Genomic DNA, 13,684 nt, shown 5'->3' with positions numbered 1-13,684 from the left:
CGCCCGCCGATACGGCGGCTTCGTAATTACCTTCGCTGAAGGCGATTATAGTTTCGTCAACGGCTGCCTTCATCTGAGGCAATGCGCTCTTGATCTTTTCCGCAATCTCACGTTCCTTGTCGGTGGACAGGCCGTCCGGATAGTAGTGATTCCATACTCTATCTATGCGCTCCTGATCGGCGCGAATTGCCTCGATCGTCGGAGGCATTTTTGACTGATCGCGAGAGGCCAGAATTCGCCTTGTCTGCAGGCCGATATCCAGAGAGGCGGCACGAAGCTCCGACAGATCGGCGATGGGCTCCGTATTGCCGGAGTATCCGACTGCGATGTTCGAATTAAGTCTGAAGAGCCCGAATGCCCCGAATAGTCCGATTGCGGCCATGAGTACCACGCATGTGCCGAATGCCAAGACAATCTTGAACTTGATGCTTTGTGTAAAACGCGTCATGTTGCTTTCCTTGGAGACCCTGTAAAAATGCCCCCGAGGGAGCGGTGTTGCGGAAGATCAATCCCTCGCCGTCATGTACAACTACACTGATTCGCCTTAAATGAGGCGCCGCTCCGGGGACAAAGGGCCGCGCCTCGTACCGGGCAAGAGCGCCAGCAATGTTTTTTGGCGTGACTCAGACGATGCCTGCGCCCAGAGCCGGGAATACATCGCTGAACAACAAACCGATCAGTTGTTGACCATCGGGTGTGGACCAATCCTTCGCGATTTCTGCGATCAGCGTATTGGTGGCGGTCAGCACCACACCCGCATCATGCATGCGCTGGCGGGAGAATTCTTCGGACAGGTCGCTAGGCGAGCCAGATGCATCCATCACGGCTTGCACGGAAAAGCCTTCGCGTGCTGCGTCAATCGCGGGGAAAATCAGGCACACATCGGTGGTCACGCCCGCCATGATCAAATTCTTGCGACCGGTAGCAAGCACCGCATTGCGGAAGTCCGGATAGGCCCAGGCATTGACTACACCAGGGCGCTTGATGCGTGCGGCATGCGCCTCCGGCAGGATCTCTGCGATTTTCGGAAGAATAGGACCTTGGGCGCGATCTTCCTGGCTGGACGTAATGACGACCGGCATGTTGAGTATCTTTGCCATCTTGGCCAGCGCAACCGACTGCTTTGCCGCGAATTCGTGATCGATATTTTTAATCAGTTGCATGGTGCCGACCTGGTGGTCGATTAACAGCAAGACAGAGTCATTGGCATTGAAGTATTCGGATTTCATCATGTTTCTCCTGAGAAGTAGATAAAGGTAAAAGTAAAAGTCCTAAGCTTGGGTGACGGCGTGGTTACAGTCTTCCCATTTCGCCGCGACGATATGCGGCTGCTGCCGCAATCAGGGTCTCCTGGCTCGCAAAGGCCATCGGCCCGTTCGAGTACACAGATTGGTGCAATGGCTCGCCTATAAACAGTGCAACCTTCGCACCGCCCGATTTGGCAACCAGCTTATGTGTCATCGTTTCAGTAGCCGCAGGAAGAAGGAGGGCGCTGAGACTATCGAGACCGAAGTTCTCGCCGTTGACTTCTGCGTTGCCGAAGATAGGAAGGACGAAGGCGCGTTGTCCTGCAGCCAGAGGCACGTCCAGTTCAGCATTGGCATCCAGCGAGATGTCGAGCAAGGTGACCTCAGTAGGGGGCGTCAGCGGAGAGCGCGCGCCGCCAAAGCTGCCCAATGGAACACGCACCCGCACACCGGGGCGCTGAATCACCGGCACGTCTTGTGGCGACAGACTGAGTGCAAACGGCGCTGCGTCCTGTCGTTCCTGCGGAAGATTGACGAAGATTTGCAGCAAGTGCGTGGTGCGTCCCGGTAGCGCCGGATTCTCTTCGTGAACTACGCCGCGTCCGGCGGCGGTCCAGTGCAGCCCGCCCGGTTCGATCAGTTTGCTGTTGCCCCGGGAATCGCGATTGGCAATGCCAATTTCAGAATCGAGGAACAAGTAAGTCACCGCGGAAAAGCCGGCATGCGGATGCGGCGGAAAAGTGGGGGCGCTCATCCAGGCGTGATCGATCCCGAGGAAGGGATCGAGTTGTGCAGGATCGAAACCGTGCAGGCTGTAGGCCCGGAAGTGGTTGCCACGGTTAGCGCGACTGAGTCGGACTATATTGCTCATGATGCTTGCCTCAAGCTGCTTTGGCGGCATCCAGCGTTGGATAGTCGATGTATCCGGTGGCAGTGGGCGGTGCAAAAAATGTGTTGCGATCCGGTGTGTTGAGCGCGGCACCTTGACGGAAACGTTCCGGCAGATCTGGATTCGCGATGAAGGCGCTGCCGAACACTGTGGCGTCGGCTTTGTTTTCGGCCAGCACGGTTTCGGCACTTTCTTGCGTCAATCCGCTCCCCATCAAATAAGCACCGTCAAAGAGCGGGCGCAGCAGCGCGTGGTAATCGACCGTTGTCGTACCGAACAGAGCGACGTGCAGATAGGCCAGGCCCATTCCACGCAGATTGACAACAAGATTGGTGTAGGTTTGCTGCGGTGTTTCGTCGCTGATGCTGTTGTAATTCATCTCCGGCGAAATCTTGATGCCGACACGATCTGCGCCTGCTTCATCCACCATCGCAGCCAACACTTCCAGCACGAAACGCGCGCGATCTTCGAGCGAACCGCCGTATTGATCCTGGCGCTGATTGCTGCCCGACGAAAGGAATTGCTCGGGCAAGTAACCTGAGGCCGCATGCAACTCGACGCCGTCGAAGCCTGCTTCGATAGCGCGGCGTGTCGCCAGGCGATATTCGGCGATGACGCCGGTGATTTCATCCAGGCTCAGTTCGCGTGGCGTCACGAAGTCGACTTGGCCGATAGGCGTCCATGCCTTTCCTTCAGGCTTGATCGCCGACGGCGCCACCGGTGTCGCACCATTGAGCAGCAATGGATGCGAGATCCGACCGGCATGCATCATTTGCATGAAGATGCGGCCGCCGCGAGCGTGCACGGCTTCGGTTACTTTCTTCCAGCCGGCAATCTGGGCTTCGGTTTCGATACCGGGCGTATGTACATAGCCTTGGCCCATGGCGGACGGGAACACGCCTTCGGAAATTATGAGGCCGGCACTGGCGCGTTGTGCGTAGTAAATGACCGTCAGGTCAGTCGGTACGCCATCGCTGGTCGCGCGCGAACGCGTCATCGGCGCCATGACGAGGCGGTTAGGTGCGATATAGCGGCCGATGTGCACAGGCGTAAGCAATTGAGTCACGATGAATTCCTTTCACAAATGAGAACAGGAGGGGGCGAGACAATGTGGGATGCGTACTCGTCTTGGTCGCCAATACCTTGAAAAAACACATTGAATATCTCAATGCGTGTGTCTTGGACGTATCTTGAATCAATTCACTGGCAGGATAAACGGGGTATTATGGAAATTATTGATCCATAAATGGGATAATTAAAATGGAGCTTTTGAATGACATGGCCTTGTTTATCGAGGTTGCCAGCGTGATGAGTTTTCGCCGTGCGGCCGATGCCACAGGTGTGCCGAACTCGACCCTGTCCAGAAGAATCAGTGCCTTGGAGAAGGCCATCGGCCTGCGTCTTTTGCATCGCACGACGCGCAGGGTCGAATTGACTGAAGCAGGGCAGCTTTACTATGAGCGCTGTAGACGCATTGTCGATGAAGCGCGAATTGCCCACGAACAGTTGGGCGAGATGCTGGCGCAGCCCAGCGGCATGTTGCGCGCGTCGCTTCCGGTGGACTTCGCCGTCATCTATCTGGCGCCGTTGATCAAGGAGTTCGCGCGTCGCTATCCGGGTATTACATTTGATTTTGACCTGACGCCACGACGGATAGATTTAATTACCGAACCATTCGATGTGGCAATTCGTATGGGCGAACTACCGAATTCGACTTTGATCGCCCGTCAGTTGGCCAAACTTTCGCCCCAAGTCTACGCTTCTCCGCAATATCTTGAGATTGCGGGGGAGCCGATGCATCCCACCGACTTAATGAACCATGAGTGCTTAGGCTTCCCCAAAGTAGGAACCTGGACATTGCATCGCAAAAAAGAGACCGTTGAAATCAACGTTGGGGGACGATTTCATGTCAACAGCGTTGGGATGTTCCGGCGTTTGGCGACGCTGGGTCTGGGCGTGGTGTTGTTGCCGAAGGAGATAGCTGCTGAAGATGTGATGGCCGGTCGGCTACGTCAGATACTGCCGGAGTGGCAAGGCAATTCAATCCCCGTCTACGCGATTACCGAAACGCGGTTATTGCCAGCAAAGACGCAGCGCTTTATCGAGTTCTTGCAAGAACACTTTGGTTATAACACCGAAAAAATCACCTGAGCAACGTCGTACGTTAAAGCAGCTTCATTCTTAGGAGCCATTCAAACGGCGTTCGCTATCCAGCAATCGGGTCTGCTTGATGGTGCGCAGTTTTGGTATAACAAGAAGCTTGACGTCATATGGATTGCTACAGCGCCATTCCATAATTTTTCATCTAACTGTCTTTTATGAGTATTGGCGTAAGATCATTAATGCTAGGATGTTAAAAATCTGTAATTAAGTTGTTGCAGCCGCTGACCGGAAAATGGCTCTGGCAAATCTCTATCGATAATGTATCTGAGCCGGTTGCGAGACGTGCGCCTCTTGCCTAATACATCTTTTTGAAAGAATCGAATGATGTATGCACAAAGAGAACCACGAAATCAGCACGATTCCGGCAAATTGCCCGTCCATCAGCGGCAAGGACTGAGAACACCGTTCGTTGACAATCGCCCGCTAGCCACCGCGCATCAGGCACTGATCTCCGTTGCACAGCGCGCGCCAGTGGTGCAATTGGCCACAAGAGTATCGAGTGCGGTGGTGTTCCCCGGCGGCGCTGATCGTTTGCTGCAATTGATCCGGCAATGGGGGCCGCCGAATGGAACGACCGTGCTAGTCACACAAACCGATCACGTCGGTGGCAGTTACACGGTAAGGTTCACTAATACGAATGGCCCGGCAATCAGCCTGGAAACCGCGAATCTATGGGTTCAGGCAGGCATTGACCATGATGTGCACGACAATGATGCGTCGTCAGACGAAGGCAATTCCTCAGACGGTGATACTTCTTCGTCAGACGACGATCATTGAGATGGCGCTTCTAAAATGATGTAAATAGAAAAAGCCCCTTGCGGGGCTTTAGTTTTTTGGAGCTCGGCATCGTCAGAAAAAAGATTTAAAAACGAGGGCGGCGACGCCTGCAAGTCAGTCTTTCTTCGATGCGTGTTCGGTACGCATCACGGTTGGAACATCGGCGATTCTGGTTAGATCGGAAAAGGTGTTCGCAATTTCCTCCCATTCGCTGGTGGCCAGACGTTGGTATTCCTTGTCTGCCTCATGGAAGTAAAAAATCCCGAACAGAAATGCGCCGGACAGAATGCATAGCAGGGCGAAGAAATGCGGGTCGTCATTGAACAAATCAAAGAACAGATTCATATCGGCCTCCGAATGGAAAGAACGTGTTCTTTAGTGGCAATGACGCGTCATCTGATCCAAGCAAATTCTCACAAATGCTCAGCGATGCCTTGGCTAACCGTGGCGGCGGTGAATATGCAAGATATCGGGCGGAGCGCCGCTAGACTTGCATTAAGCATACTTAACGGAAAGCGCTACCACAGCGGGCCGAAGTAGAGGAATCTCCTGGCCGGAACAGTGACGGCATCAGGTCAGATGGAAGTGACCGTCTGCCGTGAAAAACACTTTATAGGCCCGGCTCCGACCGGAGAAAAGCGTACTAAGCGCGGCGAATCAGAGAACCGTGAGCGCAATGAATCGGTAGCGGGGAGGGCGGCTAAGAAGAGGGGGCGCCAAGCCTGCAAAACCATCGGTGCTGATCGCATGATTACACTGACCTATCGAGCGAACAGGACCAACCGAGAAACGACCCTGACGCATTGGGATAGATTTCGTCGCAGCATGCGCAAGCACAAGGAATTTCATTACGTCGCAGTCATCGAGGAACAGGAACGTGGCGCATTGCATTTCCATGTGGCCGTCAATGGTCGCCAGTCCTATCACTTGCTGCGCTCGATCTGGTATCGCTTACTGCGCAAAGGAAATGGATTGCCGCGACCTCGATCAGAAACGTTATTTCGCGTCTAGGGGAATTCCGAAGCCGGAAGTACTGAGTTGGCCAATTGCCAGCGTGACGGCCTTGGGTGCCGTGCAAACGGCGTTTGCTATAGCGGAATCTGGTCTGCTCGATGGTGCTCAGTTCTGGTACAACAAGGCGCTTGATGTGATATGGATTGCGACGGGGCCCAATATTGAAGGGAATGCGGTCAGTCCCTTTTAATTACCTTGTCCAGAACCAAATTCCCCAGCCGAATAAAGCTATCCAAATGATAATGATCGCAATAGCCCCAATGTAGCTGCGAGGTTTTTTGTTGTCTTTTTCAATCCACTCGCTAGCTTGCGCCCGGCATTCTTCTAATACGTTCTTAGGGATGAGTTTTACAGCAATCCATATCAGCGCTGGTACTAGTAGTGCGTCGTCAAGGTAGCCAATCACTGGAATGAAATCCGGAATCAAGTCGATAGGACTTAAAGCATAAGCGACAGCGAGAACGCAGACTATCTTTGCCATAACTGGCGTCTGTGGGTGTTTCTGTGCGAACCAAAGCATTACGCTGTCTTGTTTAACTTTCTTGGCCCAACTCTTGATTGAATTAGCGATTCTCATGTTCTGTTTTAGATATGCAATATTACTAATCGCGAAAAAAACCGCTAGCTTGGTACGCATGCGGCCTAGGCCGGTTTGGTGCATCCATAGATCGTATTCAAGGCGCTGGAGCCGGAGGATTTCGGGAATCCACCAAGGTACTGGAATTCGGTCGGATTGCCATAACGAGTATTGGGATAGCGCATGATTTTTTTCGAGTTTGTGGGCTTGAAAGAGGTATCGGCAACGACTATTGAAAATGTTGCCTTGATGAACATTTTTTGAGAATTCGCAGCATGGTGAGGTTCGCATAATTTACAGATCCTCAATTTCACGCCACTTCGCAAATTAGTTACTGCGCCACTCCCTGAACCCTTGTCCAGAAAGCGTTTGCGATACGCAGTAACGAATCAAAAGATGGTTGCAGTTTGCCGACTACCAACTTAATTTTTTCGCTTCGGTTTTTTCGCCTTGCCACCTCGTCAGCCAAAATATTAAAAACCTCAGCGGCGTCTACACCCGCTTCAAGAGCCATCAAACGGGCTGTGCAAAAGTCAGGAATTGACTTCCCTGTTACGTGATCCTGCAACGTGGTTTGAGCTAATCCCCATTGCTTTGCCATGCTATTGACGCTTCTGCCGTTCAATGCCTTCGCTATTAAATCTGCATAAGTCATAAAAATTTCCAATCTTTAAATATACGGATTTCCGTTAATATCAACCCAGATTAACGGATATCCGTTAATCGGAAATCCGTTTGTATTGAAACGATATCACAAGTGTTTAGAAGTGTTGAATCCGTTGCATCTGGGCCTTCAATGCCCTTAGCAGCATCAGCGTCCCGGCGCGTTCCGGTTATCTCAGTCTAGAGGCTTAAAAATGGCAAAAACCGTTGTTGAAATCATCCACATTGTTCCTCTGTCCGGCGTTGGTAAGAAGTCCGGTAACGCTTACGACATGCGCTTTGCTCAATGCATCGTGCATCAGCCAAACAAAGACACAGGCGTCATTGAGCCTATCGTCGGCGAACTGCTGTTGCCTAACCAGTTCAAGGACCTGCCCAAAGGAACGTATGAAGTCGATTTTCGTTTGTCTGTCAGTCAGCAAAAGCGTATCGAATCAGTAGTCGACACCATCACGCCGTATGTGCCAAAAGCAGCACCGAAAGAACCCGCAAAGGCAACCGCCTAAGCATGAAAAATCCCGCTGACAAATTCACCATCGACGTATTCGAAGCACCGCGCCGTGGCCGTCCTCGCAAGCCGAATGCGAAGAGTAATGCGCAACGTCAGCGGGAATTTCGGCAACGTCAAAAATTCAATTTCTTAAATCCCGTTCCTGCCAAGAGGTGAGAAATGGACTCAATGCACACCATCGATTTGCTGAGAAAACAACTGATTGATGCGGAAGAAGATGTACGGTCTGCGGACTGGAGTGGCGACACTCGTACCAAGCACTATGCAGAGCTTCGCGTTATCCAACTCAAGAACTTGCTCTCGGCAATTTCCGAAGTAGATACCTCCGAACCACGTCCGGTAGCGTGGATGGCGGGCATTCAAACAGCAGGAGGACCAGAAGTTGCGCCCGAATGGGATGTCGTTTTTCAAGAAGGGGAGTCAAGACCTTTCGGGCATGAACAATGGGTTCCGCTCTACACAATGCCGCCGTGTGTTTCCGTTACGCGTAACAAAAATCTCGATGCCTAAATACGTCCTCTACTGCTCGCAAGACACGCCGCCGACCGTCAGTGCAAACGGCACGTTGTCTTGCGATGGTGGGGCGTCTGCGATTCAGGTCGGCTTACTCGAAGCGACGATGAATACGCCGGATGTCGAGGCCGTAGGAGCGGTGTGGTCTGCGGCGTTCACCATGGTGCTGCTGTGTTACGCGATCTCGCGTGGCATCGGTAGCGTTTTACAGATGTTGAGAGAGGGGTAAGCATGGCATTGAATCTGCCTGTCGGCTTGCTGGCGCTCGGTGTCGCGGCCTTGTGGGTGCTGGATATCGTGTTGTTCATCAAGCTGTTTATCTAAGCCGAATTGCCCATGTCGGGTAAGCGTTGCCGGACGTTTTCCGGTGCTATCAAAAGGAGTTGCACATGAAGTTCATCAAGAAAGTCAAAGCTGTTGCTGTGGGTACTGCGCTGGCAGTTGGCGCACTGGTTGGTGGTCCTGTGTATGCGGCCACCAACGTCGATCTGACGCCAATCACCAGCTCGTTCACTGCCACTGATATCACGGCAGGCGTGTTGGCGATCGCCGCCACCTTGGCGGTGGTGTACGTGACTATCAAGTCCTCGAAAATCGTCCTCGGCATGCTGCGCGGCGGTTAATTCAACTTTGCGGTAACGGGGACGGTGTAGCGCTGCATCGTCCTTTTTTTACGTCTGTTGTTCGTTGGGGGCTGCGATGGATTACTCGAATCTCTGGTATTTGTTCGTGTTTGGATGGGGCATTGTGTGCGCCTGGGCGGTCATCGTGGGCTTGGAAGGAAAATCGTGATGCGCCGATTTCTCTCTCTCTTCTTCGCGCTGTTCTTCGTATGTTCACTCTCTTTTGCCGGTGCGCTCCCTGTCTCGAAAATGCAAAACGCTGTGTCTGGTACGACGCAAGCAAAAATGCAGGCAAGGGGATTCGCGAGTAATGATCCGCGTTGGGTAAATACGTTAAGCAATGTCGGCTCCGTTATTGTGGGGGCGGTAGCAGGTGCGGCAACGGTTACCGCGCTTGGCGTTACCGCTCCGGCTTGGGCAACTGCCGCTGCTGGTGCTGCCGTCACGTCAGTCGTGGCGCTCACGATTGATGCCGCCGTCAAATGGATATTCAAACCTGATGGAACAGTGCAGGTTGGTGACAATCCGGCTTCGGTCAACACGCCGGCAGGTTTAATTGTCCCCTCAAAAATCTACTTTTCCGGTAACGTGGTTGCCACCTCTCCTGAGGTCGCTTGCAACGGACAGCCCTATCTCCAAGGCCAACTGGATTCGAATGGCGCTACTTGGTCGAAGCACTATGTGTGGGATGGTACTAAGTGCAATGGCTGGCAAACCAATACTTCAGCGGACGGCAAGACCTATCCCGAATTTCTTTCGGGGAATATCAATATCACGGTTTCAAGTGGTAACACTACACTCTGTCCCGGTATCAGTTTGACGGCTACGGCAGGAAAATGCCCGGCGTCCAATTTTCCAGAGCCGCCCCCTGCGCCGGTCAAAACAGTTTCCGATGCGGCGGCGGCATTGAGTGACGCCCAGAAAGCGCAACCACTTAATCCACAAGTGATCGCTGATATTGCCAATCACTTTTGGCAAGAGGCTGCATCGTCGCCGGGATACAACGGCTTACCTTACGATGCAACGAACCCGATTACTGCGGCCGACGCTGCCACATGGCAAGCGACCAATCCTAATTACTGGCCGACAGTAGGCGATTACGTTGCGCCGCAGCCTGCCCCTAGTGGTGGTTCGGCTGGCTCTCCGTTCTCTATGCCAACGTCGGCTACACCGCAGCCGTCCGCTGATCCGGCAGCGACACCAAGTCCCGGCACTAATCCAAGTACAGAACCCTTGCAAAACCTCGGCCCCGATCCCGGCATCGGCGCGCCCTCGCTGGAGCCGATCCCGACCGCGCAACAGATTTTGCAGCCACTGTTAAACCTGTTCCCGACACTGAAGAATTTTTCGGTCCCGAATCACAATTCGGTCTGTCCGAAATGGACGCTGCATTTGTTCAATCGCGATTACGTCATGCAAGACCATTGCCCCTTGCTGGAAAGTATCCGTCCGACCTTGTATTCGGTCATGGCCGTGGCGTGGATATTGATCGCCTTATTCATCGTTCTGGCTGCGTAAAGGAACTCGATCATGTTCGGTATCGTCCTGTCCGCTTTAAACGTCGTCCTGGCGTTTGTAGTGCGTTCCATCATCGTCAAATTCGTGGTGTTCTTCGGGCTGTTCTTCATCACGACCGAATTCATTGCCGTCATCAGCAATATCCTGCCGACCGGAGCCGATCTGTCGGCAGCGTTGGGCGGCTTGCCGGGCGATGTCTGGTATTTCCTCGACCTGTTCAATGTCAGCGCGGGCATCCCTGTATTGCTGTCGGCATGGGTGACACGCTTCATCATCCGTCGCATTCCGGTGATTGGCTGACCATGCCGATTAACGTCTATACCGGCCTGATGGGTTCCGGTAAAAGTTATGAGGTCGTCGCCGAAGTCATCGTCCCGGCCATTGCGCAAGGGCGGCGCGTTGTGACCAACGTCGATGGCATCGATCAGGAGAAAATTCACGCCTATATCGAAGCCACGTACTCGCCGGTTCCGGACGTATTGGGCGAGGTCCTGCATGTGACCAATGGTGACGTATTCGGCGAGAAATTCTTCCCGTATTACGACGACGCTAAAGAAGCGCATACCGACACCACCGTGCAGCCCGGCGACCTTGTGTGCATCGATGAAGCGTGGCGCTTCTGGCCTGCGACCGGAGCCAAGATTCCCGCACAACATAAAAGCTTCTTTCTGGAACATCGCCACTTCACCAATGAGAAAACCGGCGTTGCCTGCGATCTGGTGTTGATGATTCAAGACATGGGCACGCTGAACCGTTTTGTTAAAAACGTAGTGGCCTTCAATGCGCGCACGCACAAGAAAGTCTCGCTTGGCATGCCCAACACCTACAGCGTCACGATGTATGAGGGCTACAAGCAAACCAAGACCACCAAGATCAGCACAGCGGTGCGCAAGTATCGCAAAGAGGTGTTCCCGCTGTATTCGTCGTTCAAGGGCGGTGCTGCCGGTAAATCAGTCAATGTCGACAAGCGACAAAACATGTTCGGCAATCGTGGCGTGCTGCTCGGCATGGTTGCCACGCTGGTGGTGGGCGTTGCCGGTCTCGTCTGGTCGATACGCTTCTTCTCGACTAAACATGTGCAGCCGGATGAGGCCAAAACGAACAATGCCACGGCAGCAAAAGCCGCTGCGAACAATTCCCCTAGTTCAGCACCGCCGAAGTTCTCTGAAGTATGGCGGTTGGTCGGCAGTGTCGAGTTCGGGAGTGCGCGTTACCTCCTGATCGCCGACAGCGCCGGACGGCTGCGTTATGAATCCCCCTCGATGTTCGTGGCCATGGGACCGCAAACCATCGGTGACATCGACGGCGCGAAAGTTACACGCTATTCCGGCAGCGTTCTCCAGCCCGGTAAAACGGAGATTAAAAAATGAAACGATTCGTCCTGATTGGCTTGTTGCTGCTGTCTCGTATCGTTGTTGCTGGTCCGGTTGAACAAGCAGCGTTTGAACTTTCACGCGTGAAAGTTGCGGAAGCGGTCGAACTCATGTACGTGCAGGTGCTGAAATCGCCCTTTGTAATTCAGCCGGACGTTGTGGCCGATGAACGCATGGTGTCGTTTCGATTCAGCACTGGTAAGGATGCCCGGCAAGATATTGCCCGGTTCCTGACGGCCATCGGGTTATCAGTGAAAACCGTCAATGGCGTCGACATGATCGGCACCGAGAAACAAGCCAAACCGGACAAGCAAGCCTATGTCTACCGACCTAAATACCGCGATGTGACCTATCTGGTTGAATTGGTGCGCTCGCTGTTTCCTGAAGGTGAATTCAGCACCTCGCGCAGTATCCACGGTGCGCCGCAAGAGATCGCCGCTGACACCACCACCGGCCAGACCAAAGCGCCTGTGCCGTCCGGTTCTGCCGCCTCGTTGATCGACAGCACTGCCGACGCCTTGGTATTCAACGGCACCGCGGGGGATATCAAACGGTTGTCGTCATTGCTCGATCAACTGGATGTGCGTTTGGGCGAGGTGCTGGTGCGCGGTCAGGTGTTTGAGGTGTCGACTGGTTCGGCGCAGGGTTCGGCCTTCTCCTTGGCGCTGACGCTCCTGGGCGGGAAAGTGACGACAGGGTTGTCTACCGCATCGAGCTTGGACGGCTTCATACGCCTCAAAAATGCCTCCATCGATGCCGTGTTCTCTGCGCTGTCCAATGACAATCGGTTTAAAACGATCTCGGCGCCATCCTTGCGTGTCCGTTCTGGCGCCACAGGTAAATTCTCGGTCGGCCAAGAGGTGCCGGTGCTTGGCTCCGTCAGCTATCCCGGCAATGGCAATGCGCCGGTGCAATCGGTCGAGTATCGAAGCTCTGGCGTCATCTTCGATCTGTCGCCGGTAGTGCGGGATGCGGTAGTCGACTTAACTGTCCAACAGCAATTATCGAACTTCGTCGTCACGCAAACCGGCGTCAACAACTCGCCCACGTTGACCAAGCGCGAGGTGCGCACGTCCTTGTCGGTGGCAGATGGCGACGTGGTGATTATTGGCGGTCTTGCCGAAGATCGGGAAAGCGCCGCCCGCGTCGGCTTCTCGTTCCTGCCGGAGTGGATGCGCTCGGATACCGGTCAGAAAAGCAAAAGCGAAATCCTGCTGGTGCTGCAAGTCACAAAACTTTGATCGCCTTGTTGCCGACCATGGCCGCAAACCATCTCCTGCAGGTGATGACGCCGCATGTAGCGGTCGTGCGCAGCACGATGATTGCCGTAGCAGCCGGGTCGGAGACCTGCGCAACGCGCACTGCGTAGCCGGCAATCAAGCATGCGGCGACGCGGTGGCGGTGAATATACAAGATACCGGACGGAATGGCGTTTGCGCCGCGTCAGTCGCAGCGCAGCGAGCATGGCGCGGCGCGAAGCGCCGCTAGACTTGTATTAAGCATACTTAACGGAAAGCGGCACCACAGCGGGCCGAAGTAGAGGAAACGGAAGTAGGGAAGGGAAGTTCAGAAAAGAAAATGCCCCGGCAAGTCTGCAAACCGGCCGAGGCGTCCATCCAACTATTCGCACTAGGTGAATGAATGTCTGAAAATTATACGCTCGACGACGACCTGTCAAATGTTTCGTTTGAACCGCACAACGAATCCGAGCAAAAATCTCCTGGCTGGAACAGTGACGGCATCAAAAACACGTGGAATGACCGCTACATCGCCCGTAAGGTGGTTTTTCCTGATGGTCAGATGGAAGTGACCGTCT

At 53.8% G+C, this 13,684-nt stretch carries 18 protein-coding genes; 11 read left to right on the top strand and 7 right to left on the bottom strand.

Features of this window, described 5'->3' with window-relative positions:
- The 4 genes from PMI16_RS16905 to PMI16_RS16890 all read right to left on the bottom strand — a co-directional run.
- Window positions 1-448, bottom strand: a 448-nt coding sequence (locus tag PMI16_RS16905; protein WP_007881715.1) for an MCP four helix bundle domain-containing protein, incomplete at its 3' end; no start/stop codon positions are given.
- A gap of 175 nt (window positions 449-623) precedes the next feature.
- The gene (locus PMI16_RS16900) at window positions 624-1,229 is read right to left on the bottom strand and encodes an isochorismatase family protein (protein WP_007881713.1); all 606 of its coding nucleotides are present in this window, start codon (window positions 1,227-1,229) and stop codon (window positions 624-626) included.
- 64 nt (window positions 1,230-1,293) lie between these two features.
- The gene (locus PMI16_RS16895; RefSeq protein WP_007881712.1) at window positions 1,294-2,118 is read right to left on the bottom strand and encodes a pirin family protein; all 825 of its coding nucleotides are present in this window, start codon (window positions 2,116-2,118) and stop codon (window positions 1,294-1,296) included.
- 10 nt (window positions 2,119-2,128) lie between these two features.
- The gene (locus PMI16_RS16890) at window positions 2,129-3,202 is read right to left on the bottom strand and encodes an alkene reductase (protein ID WP_007881707.1); all 1,074 of its coding nucleotides are present in this window, start codon (window positions 3,200-3,202) and stop codon (window positions 2,129-2,131) included.
- 194 nt (window positions 3,203-3,396) lie between these two features.
- Between PMI16_RS16890 and PMI16_RS16885 the strand changes: the two genes are divergently transcribed.
- A complete protein-coding gene (locus tag PMI16_RS16885; protein WP_007881698.1) occupies window positions 3,397-4,287 on the top strand; it encodes a LysR family transcriptional regulator in 891 nt (296 codons plus the stop codon).
- Between the two features lie 333 nt (window positions 4,288-4,620).
- Window positions 4,621-5,076 (top strand): hypothetical protein, encoded by a 456-nt coding sequence (locus tag PMI16_RS26005; protein ID WP_157212672.1) that lies wholly within the window; start codon window positions 4,621-4,623, stop codon window positions 5,074-5,076.
- A 114-nt stretch (window positions 5,077-5,190) separates the two neighbouring features.
- On the opposite strand, the gene PMI16_RS16880 is transcribed toward PMI16_RS26005, so the two are convergent.
- Window positions 5,191-5,421, bottom strand: coding sequence for a hypothetical protein (locus tag PMI16_RS16880; RefSeq protein WP_007881697.1), 231 nt, complete (start codon window positions 5,419-5,421; stop codon window positions 5,191-5,193).
- Window positions 5,422-5,655: 234 nt separating this feature from the next.
- Between PMI16_RS16880 and PMI16_RS25390 the strand changes: the two genes are divergently transcribed.
- Window positions 5,656-6,087, top strand: a complete 432-nt coding sequence (locus PMI16_RS25390) for a rolling circle replication-associated protein (RefSeq protein WP_007881696.1) — start codon at window positions 5,656-5,658, stop codon at window positions 6,085-6,087.
- Between the two features lie 193 nt (window positions 6,088-6,280).
- Here PMI16_RS25390 and PMI16_RS26770 read toward each other — a convergent pair whose 3' ends face one another.
- Together PMI16_RS26770 and PMI16_RS16865 are read right to left on the bottom strand one after the other, a co-directional pair.
- On the bottom strand, window positions 6,281-6,958 hold the full coding sequence (locus PMI16_RS26770) for a YkvA family protein (protein ID WP_007881695.1): 678 nt from the start codon (window positions 6,956-6,958) through the stop codon (window positions 6,281-6,283).
- Between the two features lie 40 nt (window positions 6,959-6,998).
- Window positions 6,999-7,322: a hypothetical protein gene (locus PMI16_RS16865; protein ID WP_051994669.1), complete on the bottom strand. Its 324-nt coding sequence runs from the start codon at window positions 7,320-7,322 to the stop codon at window positions 6,999-7,001.
- A gap of 202 nt (window positions 7,323-7,524) precedes the next feature.
- Here PMI16_RS16865 and PMI16_RS16860 point away from each other — a divergent pair, with 202 nt between their 5' ends.
- The 8 genes from PMI16_RS16860 (at window position 7,525) to PMI16_RS16830 (ending at window position 13,109) form a co-directional block, all read left to right on the top strand.
- Window positions 7,525-7,836: a hypothetical protein gene (locus PMI16_RS16860; RefSeq protein WP_007881694.1), complete on the top strand. Its 312-nt coding sequence runs from the start codon at window positions 7,525-7,527 to the stop codon at window positions 7,834-7,836.
- Between the two features lie 173 nt (window positions 7,837-8,009).
- Window positions 8,010-8,351: a hypothetical protein gene (locus PMI16_RS26000; RefSeq protein WP_157212671.1), complete on the top strand. Its 342-nt coding sequence runs from the start codon at window positions 8,010-8,012 to the stop codon at window positions 8,349-8,351.
- Window positions 8,344-8,583 carry a hypothetical protein gene (locus PMI16_RS16855; protein ID WP_007881692.1) on the top strand — a complete coding sequence of 80 codons (240 nt, stop codon included), beginning with the start codon at window positions 8,344-8,346 and terminating at the stop codon, window positions 8,581-8,583. The genes PMI16_RS26000 and PMI16_RS16855 overlap by 8 nt, the downstream gene beginning before the upstream one ends.
- A 160-nt stretch (window positions 8,584-8,743) precedes the next feature.
- Window positions 8,744-8,977, top strand: a complete 234-nt coding sequence (locus PMI16_RS16850) for a hypothetical protein (RefSeq protein WP_007881690.1) — start codon at window positions 8,744-8,746, stop codon at window positions 8,975-8,977.
- A 168-nt stretch (window positions 8,978-9,145) separates the two neighbouring features.
- Window positions 9,146-10,495 (top strand): hypothetical protein, encoded by a 1,350-nt coding sequence (locus tag PMI16_RS25995; protein WP_007881688.1) that lies wholly within the window; start codon window positions 9,146-9,148, stop codon window positions 10,493-10,495.
- 12 nt (window positions 10,496-10,507) lie between these two features.
- A complete protein-coding gene (locus PMI16_RS16840) occupies window positions 10,508-10,795 on the top strand; it encodes a DUF2523 family protein (RefSeq protein WP_007881687.1) in 288 nt (95 codons plus the stop codon).
- Window positions 10,750-11,865 carry a zonular occludens toxin domain-containing protein gene (locus tag PMI16_RS16835; RefSeq protein WP_237719880.1) on the top strand — a complete coding sequence of 372 codons (1,116 nt, stop codon included), beginning with the start codon at window positions 10,750-10,752 and terminating at the stop codon, window positions 11,863-11,865. The genes PMI16_RS16840 and PMI16_RS16835 overlap by 46 nt, the downstream gene beginning before the upstream one ends.
- Window positions 11,862-13,109 carry a type II secretion system protein GspD gene (locus tag PMI16_RS16830; RefSeq protein WP_007881685.1) on the top strand — a complete coding sequence of 416 codons (1,248 nt, stop codon included), beginning with the start codon at window positions 11,862-11,864 and terminating at the stop codon, window positions 13,107-13,109. Before PMI16_RS16835 ends, PMI16_RS16830 begins: the two co-directional genes overlap by 4 nt.
- Window positions 13,110-13,684 lie beyond the last annotated feature (575 nt).

The organism is Herbaspirillum sp. CF444 (assembly GCF_000282135.1).
GTDB lineage: Bacteria > Pseudomonadota > Gammaproteobacteria > Burkholderiales > Burkholderiaceae_D > Herbaspirillum.
The sequence above is the reverse complement of the archived record's forward strand: the minus strand, read 5'-3'. Positions and strand labels throughout refer to the sequence as shown.